The organism is Paraburkholderia sp. XV, from assembly GCF_020177535.1.
Lineage (GTDB): Bacteria > Pseudomonadota > Gammaproteobacteria > Burkholderiales > Burkholderiaceae > Paraburkholderia > Paraburkholderia caribensis.
Map to the genome: position 1 here is coordinate 1 of NZ_JAGUUD010000004.1, position 22,570 is coordinate 22,570.

General features: G+C 63.0%; 23 protein-coding genes and 1 pseudogene. 11 read left to right on the forward strand and 13 right to left on the reverse strand.

Going from position 1 to position 22,570, the window contains the following annotated elements:
- Positions 1 to 154: 154 nt before the first annotated feature.
- Positions 155 to 976: an aldo/keto reductase gene (locus tag KFO72_RS03185; RefSeq protein WP_225031370.1), complete on the reverse strand. Its 822-nt coding sequence runs from the start codon at positions 974 to 976 to the stop codon at positions 155 to 157.
- A 28-nt stretch (positions 977 to 1,004) separates the two neighbouring features.
- Positions 1,005 to 1,844: an amidohydrolase family protein gene (locus KFO72_RS03190; protein ID WP_225031371.1), complete on the reverse strand. Its 840-nt coding sequence runs from the start codon at positions 1,842 to 1,844 to the stop codon at positions 1,005 to 1,007.
- A gap of 151 nt (positions 1,845 to 1,995) precedes the next feature.
- Between KFO72_RS03190 and KFO72_RS03195 the strand changes: the two genes are divergently transcribed.
- The gene (locus tag KFO72_RS03195) at positions 1,996 to 2,892 is read left to right on the forward strand and encodes a LysR family transcriptional regulator (protein WP_225031372.1); all 897 of its coding nucleotides are present in this window, start codon (positions 1,996 to 1,998) and stop codon (positions 2,890 to 2,892) included.
- 9 nt (positions 2,893 to 2,901) lie between these two features.
- Here the strand turns inward: KFO72_RS03195 and KFO72_RS03200 are convergent, their stop codons facing one another.
- The 6 genes from KFO72_RS03200 to KFO72_RS03225 all read right to left on the reverse strand — a co-directional run bounded on the left by KFO72_RS03200 (position 2,902) and on the right by KFO72_RS03225 (position 6,378).
- Complete coding sequence (locus KFO72_RS03200) at positions 2,902 to 3,207, reverse strand: cupin domain-containing protein (protein WP_225031373.1); 306 nt, start codon at positions 3,205 to 3,207, stop codon at positions 2,902 to 2,904.
- A gap of 144 nt (positions 3,208 to 3,351) precedes the next feature.
- Positions 3,352 to 4,107, reverse strand: a complete 756-nt coding sequence (locus KFO72_RS03205) for an SDR family oxidoreductase (protein ID WP_176052826.1) — start codon at positions 4,105 to 4,107, stop codon at positions 3,352 to 3,354.
- Between the two features lie 60 nt (positions 4,108 to 4,167).
- The gene (locus KFO72_RS03210) at positions 4,168 to 4,416 is read right to left on the reverse strand and encodes a hypothetical protein (protein WP_062918697.1); all 249 of its coding nucleotides are present in this window, start codon (positions 4,414 to 4,416) and stop codon (positions 4,168 to 4,170) included.
- A 387-nt stretch (positions 4,417 to 4,803) separates the two neighbouring features.
- Entirely contained in the window at positions 4,804 to 5,262 is a 459-nt protein-coding gene (locus KFO72_RS03215; RefSeq protein WP_054931242.1) for a carboxymuconolactone decarboxylase family protein, read from the reverse strand.
- Between the two features lie 22 nt (positions 5,263 to 5,284).
- Positions 5,285 to 5,944 (reverse strand): FMN-dependent NADH-azoreductase, encoded by a 660-nt coding sequence (locus tag KFO72_RS03220; protein WP_225031374.1) that lies wholly within the window; start codon positions 5,942 to 5,944, stop codon positions 5,285 to 5,287.
- Positions 5,941 to 6,378: a GNAT family N-acetyltransferase gene (locus tag KFO72_RS03225; RefSeq protein ID WP_054931244.1), complete on the reverse strand. Its 438-nt coding sequence runs from the start codon at positions 6,376 to 6,378 to the stop codon at positions 5,941 to 5,943. Before KFO72_RS03225 ends, KFO72_RS03220 begins: the two co-directional genes overlap by 4 nt.
- 90 nt (positions 6,379 to 6,468) lie before the next feature.
- Here KFO72_RS03225 and KFO72_RS03230 point away from each other — a divergent pair, with 90 nt between their 5' ends.
- The 5 genes and pseudogenes from KFO72_RS03230 to KFO72_RS03250 form a co-directional block, all read left to right on the forward strand.
- Positions 6,469 to 7,911, forward strand: a complete 1,443-nt coding sequence (locus KFO72_RS03230; protein ID WP_225031375.1) for a PLP-dependent aminotransferase family protein — start codon at positions 6,469 to 6,471, stop codon at positions 7,909 to 7,911.
- A gap of 300 nt (positions 7,912 to 8,211) precedes the next feature.
- Positions 8,212 to 8,727, forward strand: a complete 516-nt coding sequence (locus KFO72_RS03235; protein ID WP_225031376.1) for an Ohr family peroxiredoxin — start codon at positions 8,212 to 8,214, stop codon at positions 8,725 to 8,727.
- A 31-nt stretch (positions 8,728 to 8,758) separates the two neighbouring features.
- On the forward strand, positions 8,759 to 9,154 hold the full coding sequence (locus tag KFO72_RS03240) for a DUF3331 domain-containing protein (protein ID WP_054931247.1): 396 nt from the start codon (positions 8,759 to 8,761) through the stop codon (positions 9,152 to 9,154).
- A 53-nt stretch (positions 9,155 to 9,207) separates the two neighbouring features.
- Complete coding sequence (locus KFO72_RS03245; RefSeq protein WP_225031377.1) at positions 9,208 to 10,197, forward strand: alpha/beta fold hydrolase; 990 nt, start codon at positions 9,208 to 9,210, stop codon at positions 10,195 to 10,197.
- A 174-nt stretch (positions 10,198 to 10,371) separates the two neighbouring features.
- Positions 10,372 to 10,599 (forward strand): annotated as a pseudogene (locus tag KFO72_RS03250) (sigma factor-like helix-turn-helix DNA-binding protein); the annotation flags it as partial.
- A 32-nt stretch (positions 10,600 to 10,631) separates the two neighbouring features.
- On the opposite strand, the gene KFO72_RS03255 reads toward KFO72_RS03250, so the two are convergent.
- From KFO72_RS03255 to KFO72_RS03265, 3 genes are all read right to left on the reverse strand, one after another.
- The gene (locus tag KFO72_RS03255; protein WP_062918702.1) at positions 10,632 to 11,375 is read right to left on the reverse strand and encodes an SDR family NAD(P)-dependent oxidoreductase; all 744 of its coding nucleotides are present in this window, start codon (positions 11,373 to 11,375) and stop codon (positions 10,632 to 10,634) included.
- Positions 11,376 to 11,671: 296 nt separating this feature from the next.
- Entirely contained in the window at positions 11,672 to 12,877 is a 1,206-nt protein-coding gene (locus tag KFO72_RS03260) for an NAD(P)/FAD-dependent oxidoreductase (protein WP_225031378.1), read from the reverse strand.
- A gap of 251 nt (positions 12,878 to 13,128) precedes the next feature.
- Positions 13,129 to 14,031 carry a LysR family transcriptional regulator gene (locus tag KFO72_RS03265; RefSeq protein ID WP_060609295.1) on the reverse strand — a complete coding sequence of 301 codons (903 nt, stop codon included), beginning with the start codon at positions 14,029 to 14,031 and terminating at the stop codon, positions 13,129 to 13,131.
- A gap of 115 nt (positions 14,032 to 14,146) precedes the next feature.
- Between KFO72_RS03265 and KFO72_RS03270 the strand changes: the two genes are divergently transcribed.
- From KFO72_RS03270 to poxB, 4 genes are all read left to right on the forward strand, one after another.
- Positions 14,147 to 15,349 carry an MFS transporter gene (locus tag KFO72_RS03270; protein ID WP_225031379.1) on the forward strand — a complete coding sequence of 401 codons (1,203 nt, stop codon included), beginning with the start codon at positions 14,147 to 14,149 and terminating at the stop codon, positions 15,347 to 15,349.
- A 153-nt stretch (positions 15,350 to 15,502) separates the two neighbouring features.
- Entirely contained in the window at positions 15,503 to 16,309 is an 807-nt protein-coding gene (gene dkgB, locus KFO72_RS03275; protein ID WP_225031380.1) for a 2,5-didehydrogluconate reductase DkgB, read from the forward strand.
- A gap of 53 nt (positions 16,310 to 16,362) precedes the next feature.
- Positions 16,363 to 17,481 carry an alkene reductase gene (locus KFO72_RS03280; RefSeq protein WP_225031381.1) on the forward strand — a complete coding sequence of 373 codons (1,119 nt, stop codon included), beginning with the start codon at positions 16,363 to 16,365 and terminating at the stop codon, positions 17,479 to 17,481.
- A 258-nt stretch (positions 17,482 to 17,739) separates the two neighbouring features.
- The gene (gene poxB / locus KFO72_RS03285; protein ID WP_225031382.1) at positions 17,740 to 19,461 is read left to right on the forward strand and encodes a ubiquinone-dependent pyruvate dehydrogenase; all 1,722 of its coding nucleotides are present in this window, start codon (positions 17,740 to 17,742) and stop codon (positions 19,459 to 19,461) included.
- 173 nt (positions 19,462 to 19,634) lie between these two features.
- Here poxB and KFO72_RS03290 read toward each other — a convergent pair whose 3' ends face one another.
- Entirely contained in the window at positions 19,635 to 20,249 is a 615-nt protein-coding gene (locus tag KFO72_RS03290) for a LysE family translocator (RefSeq protein WP_225031383.1), read from the reverse strand.
- 99 nt (positions 20,250 to 20,348) lie between these two features.
- Positions 20,349 to 21,683, reverse strand: coding sequence for a PLP-dependent aminotransferase family protein (locus KFO72_RS03295; RefSeq protein ID WP_225031384.1), 1,335 nt, complete (start codon positions 21,681 to 21,683; stop codon positions 20,349 to 20,351).
- Positions 21,684 to 21,769: 86 nt separating this feature from the next.
- Here KFO72_RS03295 and KFO72_RS03300 point away from each other — a divergent pair, with 86 nt between their 5' ends.
- The gene (locus tag KFO72_RS03300) at positions 21,770 to 22,387 is read left to right on the forward strand and encodes a DJ-1/PfpI family protein (protein WP_062918708.1); all 618 of its coding nucleotides are present in this window, start codon (positions 21,770 to 21,772) and stop codon (positions 22,385 to 22,387) included.
- The last annotated feature ends 183 nt before the right edge of the window (positions 22,388 to 22,570 follow it).

The window sequence follows — 22,570 nt, forward strand, 5'->3', positions numbered from 1 at the left end:
TTTGCGGCGGCAAAGAAAAGTAGGTGCCGCCCCGCACAGGGGCGACGCTTGAAGCTAGATAACGCATCGCGGATGCCCGCGAAGAAGCCATATCGCGGATGCGAGCAAAAACCCGCAAACACCCGACCCGCTTGCGCAGCAAAAAAAACCCTCCCTAATCCCATTGCGGCGCAAACCCAGGACTCACAAGCCGCTCGCCTTTCGGCAACGCGGCAATCACCGCGCGATCTTCATCATCGAGCCGAACCTCAACCGATGCAAGATTCGACATCTGATTCCCCGCACCACTCGCCTTCGGCACCGCAGCAACTTTCTCCTGCTCGAGCAGCCAGGCCAACGCAACCTGCGTCGGCAGCACGCCATGCTTGCGCGCAATATCAACGACTGCAGGAATCTCCGACACACGATTGCGCGCCAGCGGACTATATGCCGTCAACGCCATCTCATGCCGCCGCGCGAAATCGAGCAACTTCGACTGACCGAGCGTCACGTGATACTCGACCTGAATCGCCGCTAGCGGCGCGCCGATCGTCTCGACGGCCTCACGCAGCAACGGCAACGGAAAGTTCGCAACACCAATGGCCCGCGCGAGCCCGCACTCCTTCAGCGCAACGAGTGCATCGAGCGATCGGCGCAGATCCATGTCCCGCGTCGGCCAGTGAATCAGGAACAGATCCACGTACTCGCTACGCAAGTCTCGCAACGAGCGATCGCATGACGCGCGCAGCGCCTGCGGTTCGAGTTGATCCCACCAGACCTTGCTGGTCACGTGGATCTGCTCGCGCGGCACCGGCGACGCAGCAAGCGCCGCGCCGACCGCATCTTCGTTCTGATAGCCAGCTGCCGTGTCGATATGCCGATAGCCAAGTTCGAGCGCCTGAACGACTGCGCGCGTGCAGTCTTCACCGACCATCGGCCAGGTGCCGAGGCCGAGCTTCGGCATGTCGAGGCCGTGTCGGTTGACGATGTGTTCCAAGCGTGTTTCTCCATCGTTGATAAGGGTGTCAAGATCGTCGAGCGTCGAAACCGAACAGGCGCCGCGGCGTTTCCCACTGAATCCGATGCCGGGCCTCCGCGTCGGGCACGATACGCTCGAACAGCGTCAGCAGCGGTCCATAGTCGAGCCGCTCCGGCGCGCGCAGAAACGGCCAGTCGGAACCCCACACGCAGCGTTGCGGGCCGAACGCAGCAAGCAGCGCGTGCGCGTAAGGCCACGCGTCCTCATACGGATACGCGTTGCGCGAGTACTTTTGCCAGCCGGACAGCTTGACGCTCGCACGCGCGGAATCCGCGAGCCGCAGCAGCGCCTGGAAGCCTGGCTGAGCGACGCCCGCCTCGACGTCGGGCCGCCCGCCGTGGTCGATCACGAGTTGCGCTTCCTGCTGCGCGAGCCAGGGCGCCAGCGCGACCAGTTGAGCGCCGCACACCTGAATCTGCGCAAACATCCCGAGGTCGGCGAGCAGTGCAAACAGCGCACCTGCATCGCGCACGAGTTCGACACCTTCCATCGCCGGATTGAATGCGACACCGGCTACGCCTGCGTCACGCAACGCCAGAAGCTCGCTTCGGCCGATATCGTTATCGACCACGGCGATGCCCCGAAAGCGATCCTGGTAAGTCTCCAGTGCGTCGAGCAGACAACGGTTGTCGGTCCGGTAGCCGCTCGTCGGGCCGACCAGCAGCGCATGCCGCACGCCATACGCGTCCATCACGCGAACGAACTGCGCGGCCGTGCCGATCTCTTGCTGTGCAGGCCGGTACGCGGTGTCGTCCCGGTAGGGGAAGCGAACGGGGTCGAAGATATGACAGTGGCAGTCGATCTTGTCTTCGTCGAATACGCTCATCTCAGGTTTCCTGTGCCGGCCGTCGTGTTCGCTGCGCGCAGCAGCGCAAATCGCGGCACGGCAATGCTAATGGCTTGCCGTGCCGTTGTCGTATGCCGTGTTTAGGCTACCCTATAACCTTTGGTTAATCTCTGCACGATACGGAACAACGATGCGTTTCAAGCTGCGACAGATGGAAGTGTTCCGCGCGGTGATGCTGACGGGTTCGATCAACGCGGCGGCGAAAATGCTGTACGTCTCGCAGCCCGCCGTCAGCAAGCTGGTCGCGCACACCGAGACGACGCTCGGACTGCGGCTCTTCGAGCGCGCCAAGGGCAGGCTCGTTCCGACGGCCGAAGCGCAGGCGCTGTATCGCGAGGTCGAGCAGGTCTATCAATCGGCGCTGCGTGTCGATGAATTCGCGCGGGCGCTCGCGCTCGGCCCGGCCAGCCTGCTGCGCGTCGCGTGCAGCCCCTCGCTTGCGCCTGGCGTGGTCGCGCCCGCCATCGTCGAACTCAAGCGACAGTTGCCGGGGCTCAGCGTCGACTGGCATACCGCGCTGATGGCCGATTTGCCGCTCGAAGTGCTGAGCAAAACTGTCGACGTCGCCATCACGTCGCTGCCGATCGAGCACGAGCACCTGGAAGCCGTGCCGTTCATGCGCGGGCGAATGGTGTGCGCATTGCCGCCGGACCATCCCCTCGCCGCCCGCGAACGGATCGCGCTCGCAGACCTCGCACAAGAGCCGATGATCCTTTTCCGGCGCGACATCCCGTTCGGCACGATCATCGTGCGCGCATGCCAGCAGGCCAACGTCGAACTGACATCCGTGGTCGACGTCACGCGCGCCGATCAGGCGCTCGCACTCGTGCGCGGCGGCCTAGGACTGGCGATCGTCGACGAGTTCGCGCCGGGCGATGTCGACTGTATCGTGCGTCCGCTCGTCGAGGATCTGGAAATGGTATCGACGTTCGTCTATTCGAAGTTCTCCCCGCCGTCACGTAGCGCGACCATGCTGATGCAAGCCGTCTGCCGGCGCGCCGACGAACTCGGCAGACGGATCTGTTGAGCCTCGAACTCAATCTCCGAATGGCGTGGTCAGTTCGGTTTCGTTCGTATCGACCACGAAGACGGCGAGAAGCTTCGCCGGCTTCGTCTTGCTCCCATTCGCACTGACGCGGTGGCGGTCGCCGGGCTGTTCGGAAAAATTTTGCCCGGCCTTGTAGACCGTCACGGGCCCGTCATTGATCTGACTGCGGATCGAACCTTCGAGCACGGTCGCGTAGATGAACGCGGACTTCGCGTGCGTATGACCGGACGAATAGCCGCCCGGCCCATATTCGACCAGCACGCCCTTGACGCTCTTCCCCGGAATATTCGGCACCTCGTGCTGTTAGACGAGCGTCACCTTGGCACTCTTTTCTTTTGGTGACTGCGCAAGCACGCTGCCAAATGGCAAGCTCGCAATGAGCACCGCGCAGAGGATGCGTTTCATGTCACACCTGTTGTCAGTTTGAAGGATGCGCAATCAGGCTTTGCTCTGCGAGCGGCGAAACCATTCGTCGAAACCGATGTTGCCAAGGCGCGCTTCGCCGAGCGGTACGAGCGAAAGATCGCCGACCAGGCCGCCGAAGTAACGGGCCTCCGGGTCTCGCACGACTTCGCGTGGATCGCCGACCGCTTTCAGATAACGCGCGATGATCTCGTTGAACGGCGCGCGCTCCGGTCCGGCAATATCGACGATGCCGTTGCGCGGCGCGGCGAGCGCGACATCGGCGACGATCGCGGCGACGTCATCGGCCGCGATGGGCTGGAACATGCCCGGCGAGAGCCGGACTGCATTCCCTTGCATGCCTGAATCGGCGATGCCGCCAAGGAATTCGAAGAACTGCGTCGAGCGAACGATCGTGTACGGAACGCCGGACGACTCGATCAGCTTCTCCTGCGCGACCTTCGCGCGAAAGTAGCCGTTCTCGGCCGTGCGGTCGGTCCCGACGATAGACAGCGCGACATGATGCTGGACACCCGCCTGCGCCTCGGCCGTGCGAAGGTTGCGGGCGGACGTTTCGAAGAATTCCAGCACCGCCTTGTCTTCGAACGAGGGCGAATTGGACAAGTCGATCACCACCTGCGCGCCGGTCAGGCACGCGTTGAGCCCTTCGCCCGTGATGGTATTCACACCGCTCCTGGGCGACGCGGCGACGACCTCGTGACCCGCCTGACGCAGGATTGCAGCCGTCTTCGAGCCGATCAGGCCCGTGCCGCCAATGATAACGATCTTCATGATTCACCCTCCGGGGTCGATCGTTGCAGAACTCTCAACCGTTCGAACGCAACCGCTCGCTCAGTGGCCCGAATTCGGGTTGCACCGGGCCAGATGGCCGCAGCTGGCAGGCGGTGCCCATTCCGCACGGGCCGCGTTGCCCATCGCCATGCTGGTTCCGGACACGCCGCCGTACTCGGTGCTGCTGGACGTGGCGGTGGTTGCGGCTGGTTGCGCATTCTGTTGGGCAGGCGTGCCCTGAGCGTGCGCCACGTTCGTCAGGGAAAGCGCGACGGAACACGCTGCGAAAAGGATGAATCGTGTCTTCATGATTTGACTCCTTCAAAACGACAGCAGGGTTTGGAACCTGTAGCCGCGCCGGCCAGATCAAACCCGGCGCAGCGGCAAGCGGTGCTCGACAGGCACTGCTCGCGATTCCCGCGCGGCCGGAACGAGCCGTTGCATGGCTGCGCGCCTGGCCTGCTGCCTGGTCTATGGAAAATGGGACGCGGCAAACGCCGCGGATGGCGTTCGAGGTGGCAGATGCACCTGAAGAATCGTCAGAGGGCCGGTAAGCCCGCGCACGTAAAGAAAACGCACCATAAAAACATAGACGTTCTTCAGGAAAATGGAACATCAATTTGTAAGGCCGTGTACTGCGTTTTGAATGCTGGTGCGCTCCCCGCTGCGCATCGCCATGCATCGCCGTTCGCGCTGTCAGTCGATGGGCTTTGCCTCGACCGGCTGATGCATGCCAATCGCCATACGATTCCACGCGTTGATGGCGGCCACGGCCCACGTCAACTCGACAATTTCCCCGTCGTTAAAGTGCTCCCGCAATGCCTGATATTCGACTTCACGATCCGCATGGCCGTCGGGAAGGCACGTCAACGATTCGGCCCACGCCAGCGCGGTCTGCTCCCTGGCGGTGAAGAAGTGGGTCTCGCGCCACGCCGACAGCACGCTCAGACGCTGCCATGATTCACCGCCCTTGCGCAGCTCGCGCGCATGCATGTCGAGACAGTAGGCGCAGCCGTTGATTTGCGACACGCGCGTGTGCACGAGTTCGATCAGCTGGCTGCCAAGGGACGACTCGGCCAGCGACTGGCTGACCGCATACAGCGACTTGTACTGGACGGGTGCGAGCGTGGTCCACGCGAGACGAGGTGCATTCATGATGTGCTCCGGAAAGGGCTGGTTAAGCAATGGAAGAAGGGCTGGCTTCGCATGTCTCGTGGCGCTGCGGGTTGTCGCGCAGCCACTGCGCCGCCTTTGCCTCGACGAGCGCAAGCGGCTGATCCGTCGATACCAGGCCCGCCGCCTGCATGAACGTGATGTCCTTGAGTCCGATCACGCCCAGCACGGCAGACAGATAAGGTCGAAAGAAGTCCGGCTGATAAGCCGGTTCGCGGAACATCGCGCCGCCAGCGGTCACGGCAACGAAAGTCGGACGGTCGCGCAGCAAGCCGACCTTGCCGCTCGCGCCCGCCTTGAACGTCACGTCGATACGCACGACGTGATCGATCCAGTTCTTGAGCACGGCAGGCACCGTGAAGTTGTGCACGGGCGTCGAGATCCACAGCATGTCCGCCTGATCCAGTTCACGAATCAGTTCGTCGGATACAGCGAGCGCCGCGCCGAACCGCTCTTTCGCAACCTCACCGGGCAGCACCAGCGACTCCGCGTACGCTTCCGTGATGGGCGGCAGCGGCTGCGCGCCAAGCTCGCGCCGCGTGATCCGGATGTCCCGCCCCAGACGTTCGGCCATGGCAGGCAGCAAATGACGGGTGAAGTGCCGGCTCGTCGAGTTGTCGCGCCGGGGGCTGCAATCGAGCAGCAACACGTTGAGGCTGTTCATGCCAGCTCCATGGTGAAGTGAAGGCCGCGGGCAAGCAGGCCGCAGCGGAAATAGAAGCGTTGCGCAAGCGCGTTGGCGAGCGCCGTATCGAGCACCAGACGCTGGCAGTCGTCCGCGCGACCCAGCGTGCCCAGTTCGGCCAGCAGGCGTTCGCCATGGCCGCGGCCACGTCCGGCCTCGTCCGTGATCAGATCGTCGACGTAGATGAAGCGGCCGTGAATCAGGTTGTCGATGCGCCGGTAGCCGGCCAGCGCGACAGCCTTGCCGTCTTCCCAAACGCCCAGCAGGCGATAGCCCTGCGCGCGTTGCAGCGCGACACGGGCGAGGAACTCCTCGCGCGAATTCAATTGGGGACGCAGTTGATGCATGACGTCGAAACAGGCCATCACATCGGCATCTGTTTCGGCGTGTCGGAGGGTTGGTGTGTCAGTCATGATGCCGATCGGGAGGGGTTGGTGTAGGCTTCAGTGTCGTCGTTCCATGACCCAGCCAACAGGGCCATTTTTTCTGCTTTAGACCAGGCCATGACACAGCCAGCGGCCCAGGCGAAACCGGGCGCTCCTCCCATCCACGAGCAGATCTATGCGCGATTTCGCGCGATGATCGAGCAGGGACAGCTCAGCCCCGGCCAGAAGGTGTCGTCCTTGCGGGCGCTGGCGACCGAACTGGGCGTGGCGCGCGGCACCGTGCAGGTCGCCTACGACCGCCTGCTCGGAGAGGGCTACCTCGTTGCCCGCGGTCCGGCAGGGACCTTCGTGTCGGAACACACGGCCCCGGCGCAACCCGCCCGCGCGAAGCAAGCCGCTGGCGCCGCAGTTGCGCTGCGGGCAGAGGGCGCGCCCGATAACATCATCGACGTGGACGGCGGCAGTCCCCCACCGTTTCAGATGGGGCTGCCCGCGCTCGACGAATTCCCGAGAAAGCTCTGGTCGCGACTGATGGCGCGGCAAGTTCGCAGGGCGGGATCGCTCACGAAGCCCGCGCCCGCGGGCTACATGCCGTTGCGCGAGGCGCTGGCGGCCTATCTGCACCGCTCTCGCGGCATCGACGCGGACGCGGGCCAGGTGTTCATCGTGCCCGCCTATACCGCTGGCCTAGCGTTGACCGTCGACGCGCTCGGCCTTGCGCGCGAAAGCGCCTGGGTCGAGCATCCAGGCTATCCGCCCACTGCGCAGACGCTGAACCGCCTCGCCCTGGCCGTCTGCGACGTGCCCGTGGACCAACACGGCATCGACGTCGCCTTTGGACGTGCGCACTTCCCCAATGCGCGGCTTGCCGTCGTCACGCCGTCGCATCAGAGTCCGACGGGCGTGGCGTTGCCGTTACAGCGTCGCGTGGAGCTTCTCGATTGGGCGGGCGAGCGTGACGCGTGGATCGTCGAAGACGACTACGACGGCGAGTACCGGTATCGCGGTCATCCATTGCCGGCGCTGAAAAGCATGGACTCGGGCGGCCGGGTGATCTATTGCGGCACGCTGAGCAAGGTGCTGTTTCCGGGGCTGCGGCTTGCGTATGTGGTCGTTGCGCAAAGCCTCGTTGCGCAGTTCGAACTGGCGTGCAGGCGCACCGTGCATGGCGGCTGCCCCGAACTGCTGCAGGCAGCGGTCGCCGGGTTCATCGGCGAAGGCCACTTCTCCCGGCATATCAAGCGAATGCGAACGCTCTACGCGCGACGGCGCGCACTGCTGGCCGAAGCGCTCGCGCCGTACGCGGCCGAAGGTTTCGTCGTTCATTTGCAGGACGGCGGCATGCATCTCCTCGTCGACGTACGCGACGATCTCGACGATGTGGTGCTGGCCAGCCGTGCCCGCAGAGCGGGCTTCGCCGTGCATGCACTCACGACATGGCGCAACGGCGCGCCGGGACGGCGCGGCCTGTTGATGGGATTCACCAACGTGCGCGATCGCGCCGAGGCCGACCGTCTGGTTGCGGACCTGATCCGCTCGTTCGAATTGCAGACGGGTTAACCGCGTAGTTCTTCCGCGTCAACGCATTGCTCGATATTTCCGATTCTCTCCATATGATTCGGCATCCGAATCATATGGAAAATCAATTCCTTCACACACAAAGCGGCACTGTACCGGCGAACGCCTGAGTCAGCGGATTCGACTCATCACGGCCCCGAACTCGAGGACGTCTCGATTGATGTTCGGGATGCAACACCGTGCTCCCCTCCGCGTGTCTTCTGCGCACCGTTGCTTCCTCTTACGATTCATTCTGCGCAAACAGAGCGCGACGAATCAAGCCGCCACTACACACCGAACCGAATGACAACGCCAGGCCCACCGCCATTGACGCTGCCCGACAAGCATTCCGGACGAGAGCCTCGCATCCTCTATTCGACCACGGTCACCGTCATGGGCGGAGGCACGGGCCATGGACGCGCGTCGGGTGTCGCGCGCCCGGATGACGGGCAACTCGCCGTCGAACTACGCATGCCCAAAGCGCTGGGCGGACCGGGTGGTGGAACCAATCCGGAGCAGTTGTTCGCCGCGCGGTATGCGGCCTGTTTTCATGGCGCGCTCAGCCTGTTGGCGGCCCGCACCGCGGTTCGCATTCACGACGCGTCAGTCGACGTCACCGTCGACTTCAGCCGGGACCCGACGGATGGCGTGTTCGTGCTGAGCGCGCATACGCGCGTCCATTTGCCGGGCTTCGAACGCGCCGTCGCCGAAGAACTGGTTCGCAAAACCGAATGGTTTTGCCCGTACACGAAGATGGCAAGGCAAGGCATCGTGAACGTCGTCGCGCTCGTCGCGGCTGGCGAGACGAGCGAGTCGTGACGCAGTTCGCCACATCGTAGAGAGGTTGGAAATGAACAGAATCGATCCATGGTTCCAGATTGTCAGCGGCTTGCACGGTCGCGGCCGGTTCGCCGCGCAGCGACATCCCGCATCCGCAGGACGCGGGCCGCACGAACGCTGCAGTCCGATGACCACCGCGATGGCCAATGCTTCGTCGATCCGCCGCATCGAGTGGCAGACCACGTGCACGATTCTGGTGACGTGGAGCGATTCGACGCTGGGCCGATTCGAAGATCAGACATGGCGAGCAGGTTTTGCGCGCACTTCAGGCATTTGCGGTCTGACGGGAGTGCCCGTTCGTCGCGGCGACCCGGTATTCCGGCCGCTACAGCGCGCCGGCGCACTGCCCAAAAACGCGTTCGACATGATTCTCGCGAACACGCTAAAGGCGCCGACGGTGAGTTGAAGACCGAACGAGTCACGGATTTATCGCAAGGCATTAACACAGAGGCAATCACTATGTCGGAAAGCAGCAATCAAAAGCAGAATCCTATGCGTCGAAACCTTTTGCTCGGCAGCGCCGCAGCCGCTGGCGGCCTCGCGGCAGCGCTGATTCCTGGCGCGCTACAGGCAGCGCAGCCGGGTGCGTCGCGTGACGCGCCGAAATCTCGCGGTCAACACGCGGCAAGCTATATCGCGACGAAAGACGGCACGCAGCTGTATTACAAGGACTGGGGAGCCGGCCGCCCCGTGGTGTTCTGTCACGGCTGGCCACTCAGCTCCGATAGCTGGGAGTCGCAGATGATGCTCGTGGCGTCGCACGGCTATCGCGCCGTCGCTCACGATCGTCGCGGGCATGGTCGTTCGAGTCAGCCCTGGAACGGTAACGACATGGACACGTATGCAGACGATCTCGCCACCGTATTCGACACGCTGAGTCTGAGGGATGCCATTCTGGTGGGCTTTTCCACGGGCGGCGGAGAAGTGGCGCGCTATCTCGGCCGGCATGGCACGAAGCGTGTTTCCAAAGTGGTGCTCGTTTCGGCCGTGCCGCCGTTGATGCTGAAAACGCCCGCCAATCCGGGCGGATTGCCCATCGACGTGTTCGATGGCCTGCGCGCGGCCCAACTGGCGAACCGCTCGCAGTTCTACAAGGACGTGCCGGCGGGTCCGTTCTACGGCTTCAATCGTCCGGGCGCCAAGCCGTCGCAGGGGCTGATCGATTCGTGGTGGATGCAGGGCATGCAAGGCGGCCACAAGAACACCTACGATTCGATCAAGGCATTTTCGGAGACGGACTTTACCGACGACCTGAAGAAGATCGACGTTCCCACGCTGATCGTGCATGGTGACGACGATCAGATCGTGCCCATCGACGCGGCAGGGCGCGCGTCCGCGAAGCTGATCCGGAATTCGAAGCTGATTGTCTATCCCGGTGCGCCGCATGGTTTGACGGACACGCATAAGGAGAAATTCAACGCGGATCTTCTTGCGTTCATCCAGAGCTAAACCGAATCGAAAGCCGACCAGAAAGGGCAAGCACTGCCGTGCTTGCCCCTTTTTATCCGCAATCGCGCTTCGTGCCCGATCGTGCCCGATCGTGCCTGAAGGCAGGGGCGAACGGCGACATGGAAAGCGCCCGTATTCTGCGAGGCGGCGGCTACACCTACGAGAGACATGAGCGACCCGCCTGCGACACCCGACGGAATGAGCGAACGCGCCGACGAAGCATCACTCGCATTCCTGATGCTGCTCGAACGCCTTTCTCCCGAAGCACGCGCGGCATATCTGCTGCACGAGATCTTCGGCGCGGACTATCGGGAGATCGCAGCGGTGCTTGGCAAGTCGAAAGCCGAGTGCCGGCGCCTGGTCATTCATGCCAAAGCGCAACTGCGTGATGAGCGGCTGCGCTAAACGCGAATCGACGCAGCCGCCCGTTCGGCTTACTGCAACGTATATCCGTTATCGACGATCAGATCCTGGCCGTATATACCACGTGAAGCGGGCGAAAGCAGGAACATGATCGTATCCGCAATAGCAGCGGGTTCGAGAAAGCGGCCGGGAAGCAAACGTTGATTGACGCGCTGCGCCACCGCGGAAAGCTGCTCTTGCGGCAATCCGAGGCTGGACCAGATCGCGGTCGCGGTCGGACCGGGCGACACGATATTGATTCTGATGCCGTCCGCTGCGTGTTCGACTGCGAGCGTTCTTGCGTGCGCCTTGAGCGCGGTCTTCGAGGCGATATAGGCGGCGAGTCCCGGAAACGTGACCTGTGACAGAAACGTCCCGATGAATACGACCGACGCAGACGTTCCCAACTGCTCTTTCAAGCTCGACAACGTATTCAGCGCACCCGCGCCGTTCACCGCCCATTGCCGCTCGAACGCGGAGACTTCCAGGCCATTGGCCAACTCGGCAATGCCCGCATTGGGGACCAGAAAGTCGACGGTGCCCAACTGACGGACCCGTTCGGAAAGCGCCATGAGATCGCCGCTTTGCGTGACATCCCCTTTTATCCATTCGAGCGCGTCGCCACATCTGGACTGCAACGAATCCAGTTCACCCATCGTGCGACTCATCGCCAGTACCTTGGCGCCGCTTGCCAGCAGACGCTCAACCGTCGCAAGTCCAATGCCGGAACTTGCACCCGTCACTACAGCCAGGCGATTCTCAAATCCTTCAAACATGGTTCTTTCCTTTTCATTTGTCGATTACGTTCTCTTGTCGTTGGTCCATTGCGCAGGCCGTCACGACCCAGTTCATATAACAAGGATCGGGCCAGCATAAGAACGCTTTGTTTTCAGCGAGTTGACGACAGGCGATGTCGAATTGACCCGAAACGATTCGACTACTTCAGTAGTCTTATCGACAAGGAAAGGAAATGAATTGCGCCATGCGCCGCGCAAGGGATGTTCCGCAACGAAGCCGCGTGCAACACGCGTTCGCCGCCCTCGCCACTGCGGCTCGGGCGGCACCAAACGGCTTAGCCGAAAGACGCTTGCGGATTACCCGCTGCCAATGCCTCTGCGCGATTCGGCGCCGGCGGATAGATCCATTGCGTGTTGATCATCTGCTTGCGCGCCTTCCCTTCGGCGTGCGTCAGCTTGATCTGTCGATCCCAGCCTTCCGAATAGACCGCGCCCCATTCGCCGAGATCGACGCACGTGGCGTAGAACGGCTGTCGATACGTCAGCGTCGGCACGCCGAGCAGATCCGCAGCGACGTTGTGTCCGCCGAACTGGCCCATCACGATGGCGTGCTGACAGGACATCAGCGCGTAGCGGCCGCTGTCGTCCGTCGATGCCTTCGCGACGTCACCCGCGACGAATACATTGGGCGCTTCCGGCACGCGCAAATCCGGCGCCACTTCGACGCGGCCGAGCGGATCGAGATTCGACGACACCTGCGCGGCCAGCGCGCTCGCGCGCATGCCGCCCGCCCAGATCACCGTGCCCGCTTCGATGCGTTGGCCCGACGCCGTGCGAACGCCGCCGGCATCGACGGACACCACGCCCGAACCCAGCAGCGCCTCGACGCCGAGCGATTCAAACGCCTCGGCGACGAACGGGCGGGGATTCGGCCCGAGATCGGGACCGATTGCATCTTGCGTGCCGATCACCACGACGCGAATCGCCGCGTCCGCGCCGAACTTCTCGCGCAGACGCTTCGGCAGTTCCGTTGCCACCTCGATGCCCGTAAAGCCGCAGCCCACCACGGCAACCGTATTGCGGGCCGGTGAAGCGGGCTGCTTCGCCAGCTTGTCGAGATGGTTATCGAGTTCCACAGCATCCTCGATACGATCCACCGAGAACGCGTGCTCCAGACCCGGCACAGGCGGCCTGCTGAGTTGACTGCCGCTCGTCAGCAGCAGACGGTCATACGCGAGCGAGCGAATTTGCCCGTTCGCAGACACGACGCTCACCGTCCTGTCCTGAACGGAAATTGCATCGACGCTGCCTTCGACATATTTCACGCCAATGGCATCGAGCAGCGGCAGCAGCGGCGCAGCCATCTTGTGCGGCTCGGCTTCATACATACGAGGGCGGATCTGCAGTTCGGGCTTCGGCGAAATCAACGTGATCTCAACGTCGCTGCTTCTGACGCCTGCGCCGTCGAGCACGCGAGCAGCGCCTAGCGCGCCCCATACGCCGGCAAAACCGGCACCCACAATCAGGATCTTCTGCGACATGAAATTGCCTTCGTTTAGAAAGTTGCGAAGTCGACGACCGGCGCGGCAACGCTTGCGGAAAGCATCGGCGAACGCGCCCGATCGACGTTGGAGACATTGCTCATGCGACCATCGTCGAGACGGATTGTAGGTTTGGAGATCGAACGCCAGAAGCACCGCGAACGCGTTCACCATGTTGCCTGCACGACAACAATAAGCGGTGAAGCGAGAAGGGATTTCGCAGAGAGGGAAAGCAGTGCCCGCCAGCAGAGCTAGCGCGCGAACTCCGTCGCCTTTGCCGCCTCGGCCAGATAATCGACGAACGAAGCGATGCGTGCCGATATCGCCGTGTTGCGATAGTAGACGGCATTGATCGGCTGCCGCACGTCCTGCGTCTGCCGCGCAAAAAGCTGGACGAGCCGGCCTTCGCGACGGTCGCGGCCCGTCATGAAATCGGACAGGCAAACAATGCCCGCGCCCTCCAGCGCCAGTTGCCGCAGCGTTTCGCCGCTCGACGACGCGATGGCCGGCTCGATCCGGTACAACTCGTTGTCCGGCCCGATCAGCGGCCAGACGTTGAGCGACTCGGGCTGCGTAAATCCCAGCAGCGAGTGCTTCGCGAGGTCGTCCACGCGTTTGGGATGACCATGCGCCTTCAGATACGCCGGCGTCGCCAGCACCCGTATGCGACTGCTGCCCACGGGCCGGCTATGCAGCGTCGAATCCTTGAGCCGTCCGATCCGGATCGCGACATCGGTGCGGCGTTCGAGCAGATCGATGATGCCTTCGTTGCTGTTCAGTTCCAGTTCGACCTGCGGATAGCGCGCGCGATAACCCGCGACGAGCGGCACGATCACATGCAGCATGAACGGCGTGGCGGCATCGACGCGCAAGCGTCCGGATGGCCGCTCGCGGCGCGCCGCGAGTTGCTCTTCGGCGTTCTCGACCGCACCGATGATCTCGCGCGCGTTTTGCAGAAAGGCCTTGCCCTCTTCCGTCAGTTCGAGGCGCCGGGTGGTCCGCCGCAGCAGCGTGGTTTGCAGCTTTTCCTCGAGCCGTGCCAGGGTCCGGCTCGCGCCGGAAACGGTCTGCTCCAGTTGTTCGGCAGCAGCCGTGATCGAGCCCGTGTCGACCACGGTCGCGAAGGTTTGCAGTTCGTCGAGAGTAACTTTCATACTTGATCTGAAATCAAAAGTGTTTCCTTTATAGACTAGTTTTTCTGCAAAAGTAAAGCGGGCACACTTCGTCCATCCGTTAAAGCCTCTCAATCATGCTTTCTGGTAGACGACCATGCCACTTGCCCTCTTCGCGCTGACGCTCAGCGCCTTCGCAATCGGGACGACCGAGTTCGTCATCGTCGGACTCATCCCGACCATCGCCGCCGATCTCGGCGTCACGCTCCCCTCCGCGGGTCTGCTCGTCAGCCTGTATGCGCTGAGCGTCGCCATCGGCGCGCCGCTGCTGACCGCCCTGACCGGACGCGTGCCGCGCAAAACCTTGTTGATCGCGTTGATGGCGCTCTTCACGATCGGCAATCTGGTCGCGTGGCGCGCCCCGTCGTATGAATCGCTTGTGGTGGCGCGCATTCTGACGGGGCTCGCGCACGGCGTGTTCTTCTCGGTCGGCTCGATCATCGCGACCACGCTCGTGCCGAAAGACAAATCAGCCAGCGCGATTGCCACGATGTTCAGCGGCATGACCGTCGCATTCGTCGCGGGCATTCCGCTTGGCACGTTCATCGGTCAGCATTTCGGCTGGCGCGCGACGTTTCTCGTCGTCGCGCTGTTCGGCCTGGTCGCGATGCTCGGCGCGTTGTTCTTCATGCCGAACAACCTGCCGCACAAGCGTCCGGCGTCGCTCGGCCAGCAGGCTCGCGTGATCGTTCATCCGCGTCTGTTGCTGGTGTATGCGATGACGGCTGTCGGCTATGGCGGCTCGCTGATCGCGTTCACGTTCATGGCGCCGATTCTCGAACAGATCGCGGGATTCACGCCGTCGCAGGTCAGCATGGTGCTCGTCGCGTATGGCGTTTCCGTCGCGGCCGGCAACGTGTGGGGCGGCAAGCTCGCCGACGCGCAAGGACCTGTGAAGGCATTGAAGCGGATTTTCCTTCTGCTCGCTGTCGTGCTGCTGGTGTTCACGTTCACGTCGCACAACGCGTGGCTCGCCGTGCTGACCATGCTCGCATGGGGTGCCGTCGCATTCGGCAACGTGCCCGGCCTGCAGGTCTACGTGGTCAAGCAGGCGCAGCAGTTCGCGCCGCAAGCAACGGATGTCGCGTCGGGCTTCAACATCGCCGCGTTCAACCTCGGCGTGGCGGGCGGATCGTCGCTGGGCGGCGTGATCGTCGCGCACCTCGGGCTGGGCCACACGCCGTGGATCGCCGCTGCCGTGACCATGCTGGCGTTCGGCTTGACGGCGTGGAGCGGCCGCCTCGACCGCCGCGCGGGACTCGCCGAGCACACGGCCGAAGCCGTCGCGGCGACGCATTGAACTTGAGTCGAATCGCACGGGGTACGGCAGGTCTGTACTCTTGATCGAAAATCAAATTTCTTTCGCGTTTCGAGTGGTTTTTCGAATGAATCGAACGGGCCAGAATGAAGCTTGTTCATCGCCTGGCGAATCTATCAATCAAGGGGTATCACCATGAGTCACATTCCGGCATTTGGTCTCGGCACGTTCCGGCTGCAAGGCCAGGTCGTCATCGATTCGGTGCGCAACGGCCTCGAGCTGGGCTATCGCACCATCGACACCGCACAGATCTACGGCAATGAAGCGGAAGTCGGCGAAGCGATCGCCGCTTCGGGGGTTGCGCGCGACGAGCTGTTCCTGACCACGAAGATCTGGGTCGACAACTACTCGCGCAACAAGCTCGTTGCGAGCCTTAAAGAGAGCCTGACGAAGCTGCGCACCGATCGCGTCGACCTGACGTTGATCCATTGGCCCGCGCCGGACAACGGCGTCCCGCTCGAGGAATTCATGAGCGCGCTCGCGGATGCAAAGACGCAAGGACTCACGCGCCAGATCGGCATTTCGAACTTCAACATCGCGCTGACGAAGCAGGCCATTGCGGTGGTCGGCAAAGACAACATCGCAACCAATCAGATCGAGCTGAGTCCGTATCTGCAGAACCGCAAGCTCGTCGAATTTCTCGGCGAACAGGGCATTCATGTCACGTCCTACATGACGCTCGCTTACGGCAAGGTGCTGAAGGACCCGGTTATCGGCGCGATCGCCAAACGGCACGACGCCACGCCGGCGCAAGTCGCGCTCGCCTGGGCGCTGCAACTGGGCTATTCGGTGATTCCGTCGTCGACGAAGCGCGAGAACCTCGCCAGCAACCTGCTCGCGCAACAACTGCCGCTTACTGCCGACGACATGGCGCAGATCGCCGCGCTCGAACGCAACGGCCGCGAAGTCAGCCCTAGCGGTCTCGCGCCCGTGTGGGACTAACGAAAAACCACGCTCGCGGCGAACCTGCCGTGAACGACGCAAGGAATCGCATCATGAAGAACGACCCGCTTTTCGAACCCCTCGCGCTCGGCGCGCTCACCCTTTCCAACCGGATCGTGATGCCGCCGATGACACGCTCGCGCGCCAGCCAGCCCGGCGACGAAGCCAACGATCTGATGGCTGCCTACTATGCGCAGCGCGCCAGCGCCGGTCTGATCGTCAGCGAAGGCACCTACATTTCGCCGCTGGCAAAGGGCTATGCATGGACGCCCGGCATTCACACGCAGGCGCAGATCGACGGCTGGCGCAAAGTCACGACGGCGGTCCACGAAGCGGGCGGACGCATCTTCGCGCAGCTGTGGCATGTCGGCCGGTTGAGCCATACGAGCCTGCTCGGCGGTGAACAGCCCGTGTCGTCTTCCGCGCTACAGGCGAAGGGCGTCAACGTGTTCATCGCCGGCGCAGACGGCAGCAACGTGCCGGGCTTCGTGCAGGCATCGGCGCCGCGCGCGCTGAGCACGGCGGAAATCGCCCACGTGGTCGGGCAGTATCGGGAGGCGGCCGGCAACGCGATGCTCGCAGGCTTCGACGGCGTCGAACTGCATGCGGCCAACGGCTATCTCGTCAATCAGTTCATCGATTCCGATGCGAACCACCGCACGGACGAGTACGGCGGCTCGCTGAAAAATCGCCTGCGGTTTCTGGACGAAGTCACGCGTGCGCTGATCGACGGCACGGGTGACGCGCAGCGCGTCGGCATCCGTCTCGCGCCGCTGACCACCCTCAACGGATGCGTCGACGCAGACCCCGAAACGACCTACCTCGCAGCCGCGAAGCTGCTCGGTGAAATCGGCGTTGCGTATATCCATATCGCGGAAGCCGATTGGGACGATGCGCCGCATATGCCCGTCGAATTCAAGCAGCGCATCCGGCAAGCCTATCCAGGCGCGTTGATCTATGCGGGCAAATATACGGCGGATCGCGCGCGCGAGGCCATCGCCGCAGGTTGGGCGGACCTCATTGCATTCGGCCGCCCTTTCGTTGCGAATCCCGATCTGCCGCAGCGCCTGCGCAGCGGGGCCGATCTTGCCGTGCATGAACGCGACACACTGTTCGGCGGCGGCGCTCGAGGGCTCACGGACTACCCGGCGCTCACGGGCACCAACGACTGACGAACGGTCCTCTATCCACGACAACCCACCGACGTCGCGCGTCGAGTGCCTCGTGGGCGTGACACGCCTCAAGACGACTCTGGACACTCAGGGCCGCTGACCCGCGCTGAACCTGTACGTGCCAATTCGCACGGTGCGTGCGTTTTGCGAAACGCGGTATCCGTCGTACCAGTACCTTGCGTAGCTACCGTGGCGCCCTGCTTTCATGGGCTCCGCAGAAACTGCGACATTCGCGATGACTGGTCAACGGAGATTTATATGTCAGCAAACACCATTGCAGCTTACCTGGCCCAAACGCTCGCGACAGCGGGCGTCGAACGCATCTGGGGCGTGACGGGCGACAGCCTGAACGGTCTTGCCTACGCACTCGACAAGGTCGGCGGCATCCGCTGGATGCATACGCGCCACGAAGAGTCCGCTGCATTCGCGGCGGGCGCCGATGCCGCATCCACGGGCCGGCTCGCCGTGTGCGCCGGCAGTTGCGGTCCGGGCAACCTGCATCTGATCAATGGTCTGTTCGACTGTCATCGCAATCACCAGCCCGTGCTCGCGATCGCCGCACACATTCCATCGACGGAGATCGGCCTCGGCTACTTTCAGGAAACGCATCCGCAGGAGTTGTTCAAGGAGTGCAGCCATTACGTGGAGCTCGTGTCGTCGGCTGCGCAGTTTCCGCGTGTCCTCGCGCGCGCAATGCGTACGGCCATCGAGGAGCGCGGCGTGGCGGTGATCGTGCTGCCTGGCGACGTCGCCTTGGGCGACGGCCCCGACGAATTGCCGACGTGGACGGAAAGCGCGCCGCCGCGCATCGTGCCCGCCGAAGCCGATCTGGAGCGCCTTGCGACCCTGCTCAATACGTCGGATGCCGTCACGATCATGTGCGGCAGCGGCACACAGGGTGCACACGACGAAGTCGTGGCGCTTGCCGATACGCTCGGCGCGCCTGTCGTGCATGCGTTGCGCGGCAAGCAGTTCGTCGAGTACGACAACCCATTCGACGTCGGCATGACGGGGCTGATCGGTTTCAGCTCGGGGTATCACGCGATGATGTCGTGCGACACGCTGCTGCTACTTGGCTGCGATTTTCCGTATCGTCCGTTCTACCCGCCGCACGCGAAGATCGTGCAGATCGACTGGAAGGGCTCGCAACTCGGTCATCGTGCGCCGCTGACGCTGGGTCTGGTCGGAACGGTCAAGGATACGATCGCGGCGACGCTGCCCAAACTTCAGCGCAAGCAGGACCGTGGCTTCATCGACACGGCGCGCAAGCATTACGCCGCCGCGCGCAAGAGCCTCGACGAGCTCGCGACGCCTGCGCCCGCGGGCAGGCCGGTGCATCCGCAGTACCTTGCGCGCATGATCGACGAAATCGCCAGCGAAGATGCCATCTTCACCGCCGACGTCGGCACGCCAACCGTGTGGTCCGCGCGTTATCTGACGATGAACGGCAAGCGTCAATTGCACGGATCGTTCAATCATGGGTCGATGGCGAATGCGATGCCGCAGGCGCTCGGTGCGCAGGGCGCGCATCCGGGCCGTCAGGTCGTGTCGCTTTCGGGTGACGGCGGCCTGTCGATGCTGCTCGGCGATCTGCTGACCGCGCGCCAGCTGGGGCTGCCAATCAAGGTCGTGGTGTTCAACAATAGCGTGCTGGGTTTCGTTTCGATGGAACTGAAAGCGAGCGGCTATCTCGACACGAACGTCGATCTGAGCAAAACCGATTTTGCAGCGATTGCGAAAGGCGCAGGCATCTTCAGCATTCGCGTCGAAGATTCGGAACAGGTGGCCGGAGCGTTGAAGGAAGCCTTCGCGCATGATGGCCCGGCCGTCGTCGATGTCGTGACGGCGAAACAGGAACTCGCGATGCCGCCCAAGATCGAACTCGAACAGGCCAAGGGTTTTAGTCTGTACATGATGCGCGCCATTCTGAATGGCCGCGGCGACGAAATCGTCGACCTCGTGCGGACCAATTTCCGTTGATGCATGGGGCGTCGGCGCGCCGCCATTCGTACTTTAAGGATGGCGGCTACCGAAGTCCCGCATTGGTTCCGTCAGGTGGTAATTTCGCGTGTGAAGCGCACTTCTGCGAGTCGTGCCAAGCGCGCTCACGCTGAGAAGAAACGTCTGGCGCTGGTGCGTGAACGTGCATAACGTCAGCGCCCCGCCAGCATCCTTCCACCGAGCCCAATCAACAGCACGCCCGCCGTCGTATCGATCACGGCTTTGCGCCGGACCATGAAGCCGCGAATGGCGGGATGAGACGCCAGCAGCGCCATCGCGCAGTACCACCCGCACGATATGCCGATCGACAGCGCGACGACAGCGATATCGAACGATAGTGTGGCGTGAGCAGGCACCATCACGGCAAATATGCTGCCGTAGAACGCGACCGATTTGGGGTTCGTCATGCTCACGAAATAGCCGCGTTTCGCGGCAGCCCAACCCGACCCGGCGGTCCGTGCAGGCGCGGACAAAGGTTGGCGGGCAGTCACGATCATCTTCGCGCCGAGCCAGATCAGATAGGCCGCACCCGCAATCCGCAAGGTCGTCTCGATCCAGGCGACGTGCGTGACGATCAGGCTCAGGCCCGCGATCGCTATCAACGCCCAAGTGCCCGACGCAGCCGCCAGCCCCAGACCCGTCGATACGCCAGCATGTCGCGACGCAACCGCCGTCGATGTGACGATCACGAAGTTAGGCCCCGGGCTGGCAACGCTGAGCAGCAACACGCCGCACAGCGCGAGCAAACTGTTGATGGGATCGAGCATGGTGTCTTCCACGGACGTTGGGCAAAAATCGGATTTCCATCATACGCGAGGGGATGCGAAGCCCCGCTGCAACATGCCTCTGAAGCGCAAACGCCGCCTTCAATACGCGTAACTGCTAATCACGCGCCTGACCGTTTCCAGCGATTCGCGCAGCACATCGAGTTCGACGGAACCCAACGCGAGGCGCACCGCATGCGGCACATGGTGCGAAGTCGCGTACGGTTCGGCCGTCGATACGGAAATGCGCTCGCGCATGAGCGCCGCAGCAACCTGATCGGCACGCACTTCTTCCGACAACGGCAACCAGACGAAATACGACGACGGGTGACGAACGCAATTCAGGCCCGCGAGAATCCCGGCGGCCATGGCTTGCCGGACCTTCGCGTCGCGGCGCTTCTCCGCTTCGAGCCGCTTGACGGTGCCGTCGTCGAGCCACGCGCACGCGATCGACGTCATCACGCCGGGCGTATTCCACGTCGTCGCCCTGATGATCCGCTCGATGGCCTTCATCGATTCAGCCGAGGCCACGACAAAACCCACCCGCAATCCGGTAGCGACGTTCTTCGAAAGACCGGACACGTACACGGTCGTTTCCGGCGCGAGCGCGGCGAGCGGCGCAGGCGGTTTGCCCGCGAGGAACGCGTACGCGGCGTCTTCGATAATCAATAGCCCGTGCCGGCGCGCAATCGACACGAGTTGCCTGCGCCATTGCGCACCCGTCACCCAACCGAGCGGATTGTGCAGCGTCGGCATCACGTACACGGCGCGCACGCGTCGAGTCCTGCACAAGCGTTCGAGCGCGTCGAGATCGAACCCTTGACCGTCCGCGGGTATCGGCGCCAGTTCGAGTCGACAGGCCTCGGCCAGCACCTTGAACCCCGGATAGGTCAGCGTGTCCACTGCGACCACGTCACCAGGGCCCAGCAGCGCCATGACGGTTGCAGCCAGGCCTGCTTGCGCGCCGTTCACGAGCGACACCTGCTCCCAGCCAACGTCGAGCCCCCTGCACGCGAGATGACGCGCGACGGCCGCGCGTTCATGCTGGCGTCCGCCATGCGGCTGATAGCGAAGCAGGCTTTCCAGATCGCCGGATGCAGCAAGCTGGCGCAACGCGCCGCGCAACAGATCCGCCTGGCCCGGCAGCGCCGGATAATTGAAATTGAGGTCGACCATGCCCGCCGCCAGCGCGAACTGATCGATGCCCTGTCTGGGCGGCAGCGAGATTTCCCGCACGAACGTACCGCGTCCCGCCTCTCCGCTGACGAGTCCCATCGCCGCGAGTTCGGCGTAGACACGCGTCGCCGTGACGAGCGCGAGGCCGTGCGTGGACGCGAGCTGACGATGCGTCGGCAGGCGCGTGCCGGCGCGCAGGCGTCCCGAGCGGATATCCGCGGCGAGCGTGTCGACGAGTTCCTTGTACCGGGGCTGAGCCATGCGCAGATGTATCCATGACAATTATTTGATTGTAATGGTATCTGCGCATAGCATCGTCGTACCACATTCATCGGCGGGCGGACATCATGCACATCGCGATTCTCACTTTCGAAGGCTTCAACGAACTCGATTCGCTGATTGCGCTCGGCATACTCAACCGCATCAGGAAGCCGGGCTGGCGTGTGTCGCTTGCGACGCCGCAGGCACGCGTGAAATCGATGAACGGCGTGGTGATAGAAGGGCAGATCGCGCTGCACGAGGCGAATGCTGCCGATGCAGTGATTGTCGGCAGTGGCGTGATGACGCGCAACGTCGTTGCCGATCAGACGTTGATGGCGCAGATGCAATTCGACCCGTCGCGCCAACTGCTCGGCGCGCAGTGCTCCGGCACACTCGTGCTGGCGAAGCTCGGACTGCTCGATGGCGTGCCCGCCTGCACGGACCTGACCACGAAGCCGTGGGTCGAGGAAGCCGGCGTGGACGTGCTCAATCAACCGTTCGTCGCGCGAGGCAACGTCGCGACCGCGGGCGGATGTCTGGCTTCCCAGTATCTGGCGGCGTGGGTCATTGCGCGACTTGAAGGCGTGGATGCCGTCGCGAGCGCGATGCATTACGTCGCGCCTGTGGGCGAAAAGGACGAGTACGTTGCGCGCGCGATGCGCAATATCACGCCTTTTCTGCAAGAGACGAGTGCAGCCTTTTAAACCGTTTGCCGCCTCCCGGACATCGAAATCGCGACGCGATTCCCACGCGATGCGACATGGGAAAGAGTACGAAAAAGTCACTAGAAAAATAAATCGAATCCAGCGTCAATTCCGCTCAAGCCGCCCCGATATCGGCCGACAACCAACGTAATCAACGATGCGCATTGCTTCGTCTTTAGCGCA

Bases quoted from the DNA above. Each gene is read 5' to 3' on its own strand.
- KFO72_RS03190 (WP_225031371.1), bottom strand. From the start codon at position 1,844: ATGAGCGTATTCGACGAAGACAAGATCGACTGCCACTGTCATATCTTC.
- KFO72_RS03195 (WP_225031372.1), top strand. From the start codon at position 1,996: ATGCGTTTCAAGCTGCGACAGATGGAAGTGTTCCGCGCGGTGATGCTG.
- KFO72_RS03205 (WP_176052826.1), bottom strand. From the start codon at position 4,107: ATGAAGATCGTTATCATTGGCGGCACGGGCCTGATCGGCTCGAAGACG.
- KFO72_RS03210 (WP_062918697.1), bottom strand. From the start codon at position 4,416: ATGAAGACACGATTCATCCTTTTCGCAGCGTGTTCCGTCGCGCTTTCC.
- KFO72_RS03215 (WP_054931242.1), bottom strand. From the start codon at position 5,262: ATGAATGCACCTCGTCTCGCGTGGACCACGCTCGCACCCGTCCAGTAC.
- KFO72_RS03220 (WP_225031374.1), bottom strand. From the start codon at position 5,944: ATGAACAGCCTCAACGTGTTGCTGCTCGATTGCAGCCCCCGGCGCGAC.
- KFO72_RS03225 (WP_054931244.1), bottom strand. From the start codon at position 6,378: ATGACTGACACACCAACCCTCCGACACGCCGAAACAGATGCCGATGTG.
- KFO72_RS03230 (WP_225031375.1), top strand. From the start codon at position 6,469: ATGACACAGCCAGCGGCCCAGGCGAAACCGGGCGCTCCTCCCATCCAC.
- KFO72_RS03235 (WP_225031376.1), top strand. From the start codon at position 8,212: ATGACAACGCCAGGCCCACCGCCATTGACGCTGCCCGACAAGCATTCC.
- KFO72_RS03240 (WP_054931247.1), top strand. From the start codon at position 8,759: ATGAACAGAATCGATCCATGGTTCCAGATTGTCAGCGGCTTGCACGGT.
- KFO72_RS03245 (WP_225031377.1), top strand. From the start codon at position 9,208: ATGTCGGAAAGCAGCAATCAAAAGCAGAATCCTATGCGTCGAAACCTT.
- KFO72_RS03255 (WP_062918702.1), bottom strand. From the start codon at position 11,375: ATGTTTGAAGGATTTGAGAATCGCCTGGCTGTAGTGACGGGTGCAAGT.
- KFO72_RS03260 (WP_225031378.1), bottom strand. From the start codon at position 12,877: ATGTCGCAGAAGATCCTGATTGTGGGTGCCGGTTTTGCCGGCGTATGG.
- KFO72_RS03265 (WP_060609295.1), bottom strand. From the start codon at position 14,031: ATGAAAGTTACTCTCGACGAACTGCAAACCTTCGCGACCGTGGTCGAC.
- KFO72_RS03270 (WP_225031379.1), top strand. From the start codon at position 14,147: ATGCCACTTGCCCTCTTCGCGCTGACGCTCAGCGCCTTCGCAATCGGG.
- dkgB (WP_225031380.1), top strand. From the start codon at position 15,503: ATGAGTCACATTCCGGCATTTGGTCTCGGCACGTTCCGGCTGCAAGGC.
- KFO72_RS03280 (WP_225031381.1), top strand. From the start codon at position 16,363: ATGAAGAACGACCCGCTTTTCGAACCCCTCGCGCTCGGCGCGCTCACC.
- poxB (WP_225031382.1), top strand. From the start codon at position 17,740: ATGTCAGCAAACACCATTGCAGCTTACCTGGCCCAAACGCTCGCGACA.
- KFO72_RS03290 (WP_225031383.1), bottom strand. From the start codon at position 20,249: ATGCTCGATCCCATCAACAGTTTGCTCGCGCTGTGCGGCGTGTTGCTG.
- KFO72_RS03295 (WP_225031384.1), bottom strand. From the start codon at position 21,683: ATGGCTCAGCCCCGGTACAAGGAACTCGTCGACACGCTCGCCGCGGAT.
- KFO72_RS03300 (WP_062918708.1), top strand. From the start codon at position 21,770: ATGCACATCGCGATTCTCACTTTCGAAGGCTTCAACGAACTCGATTCG.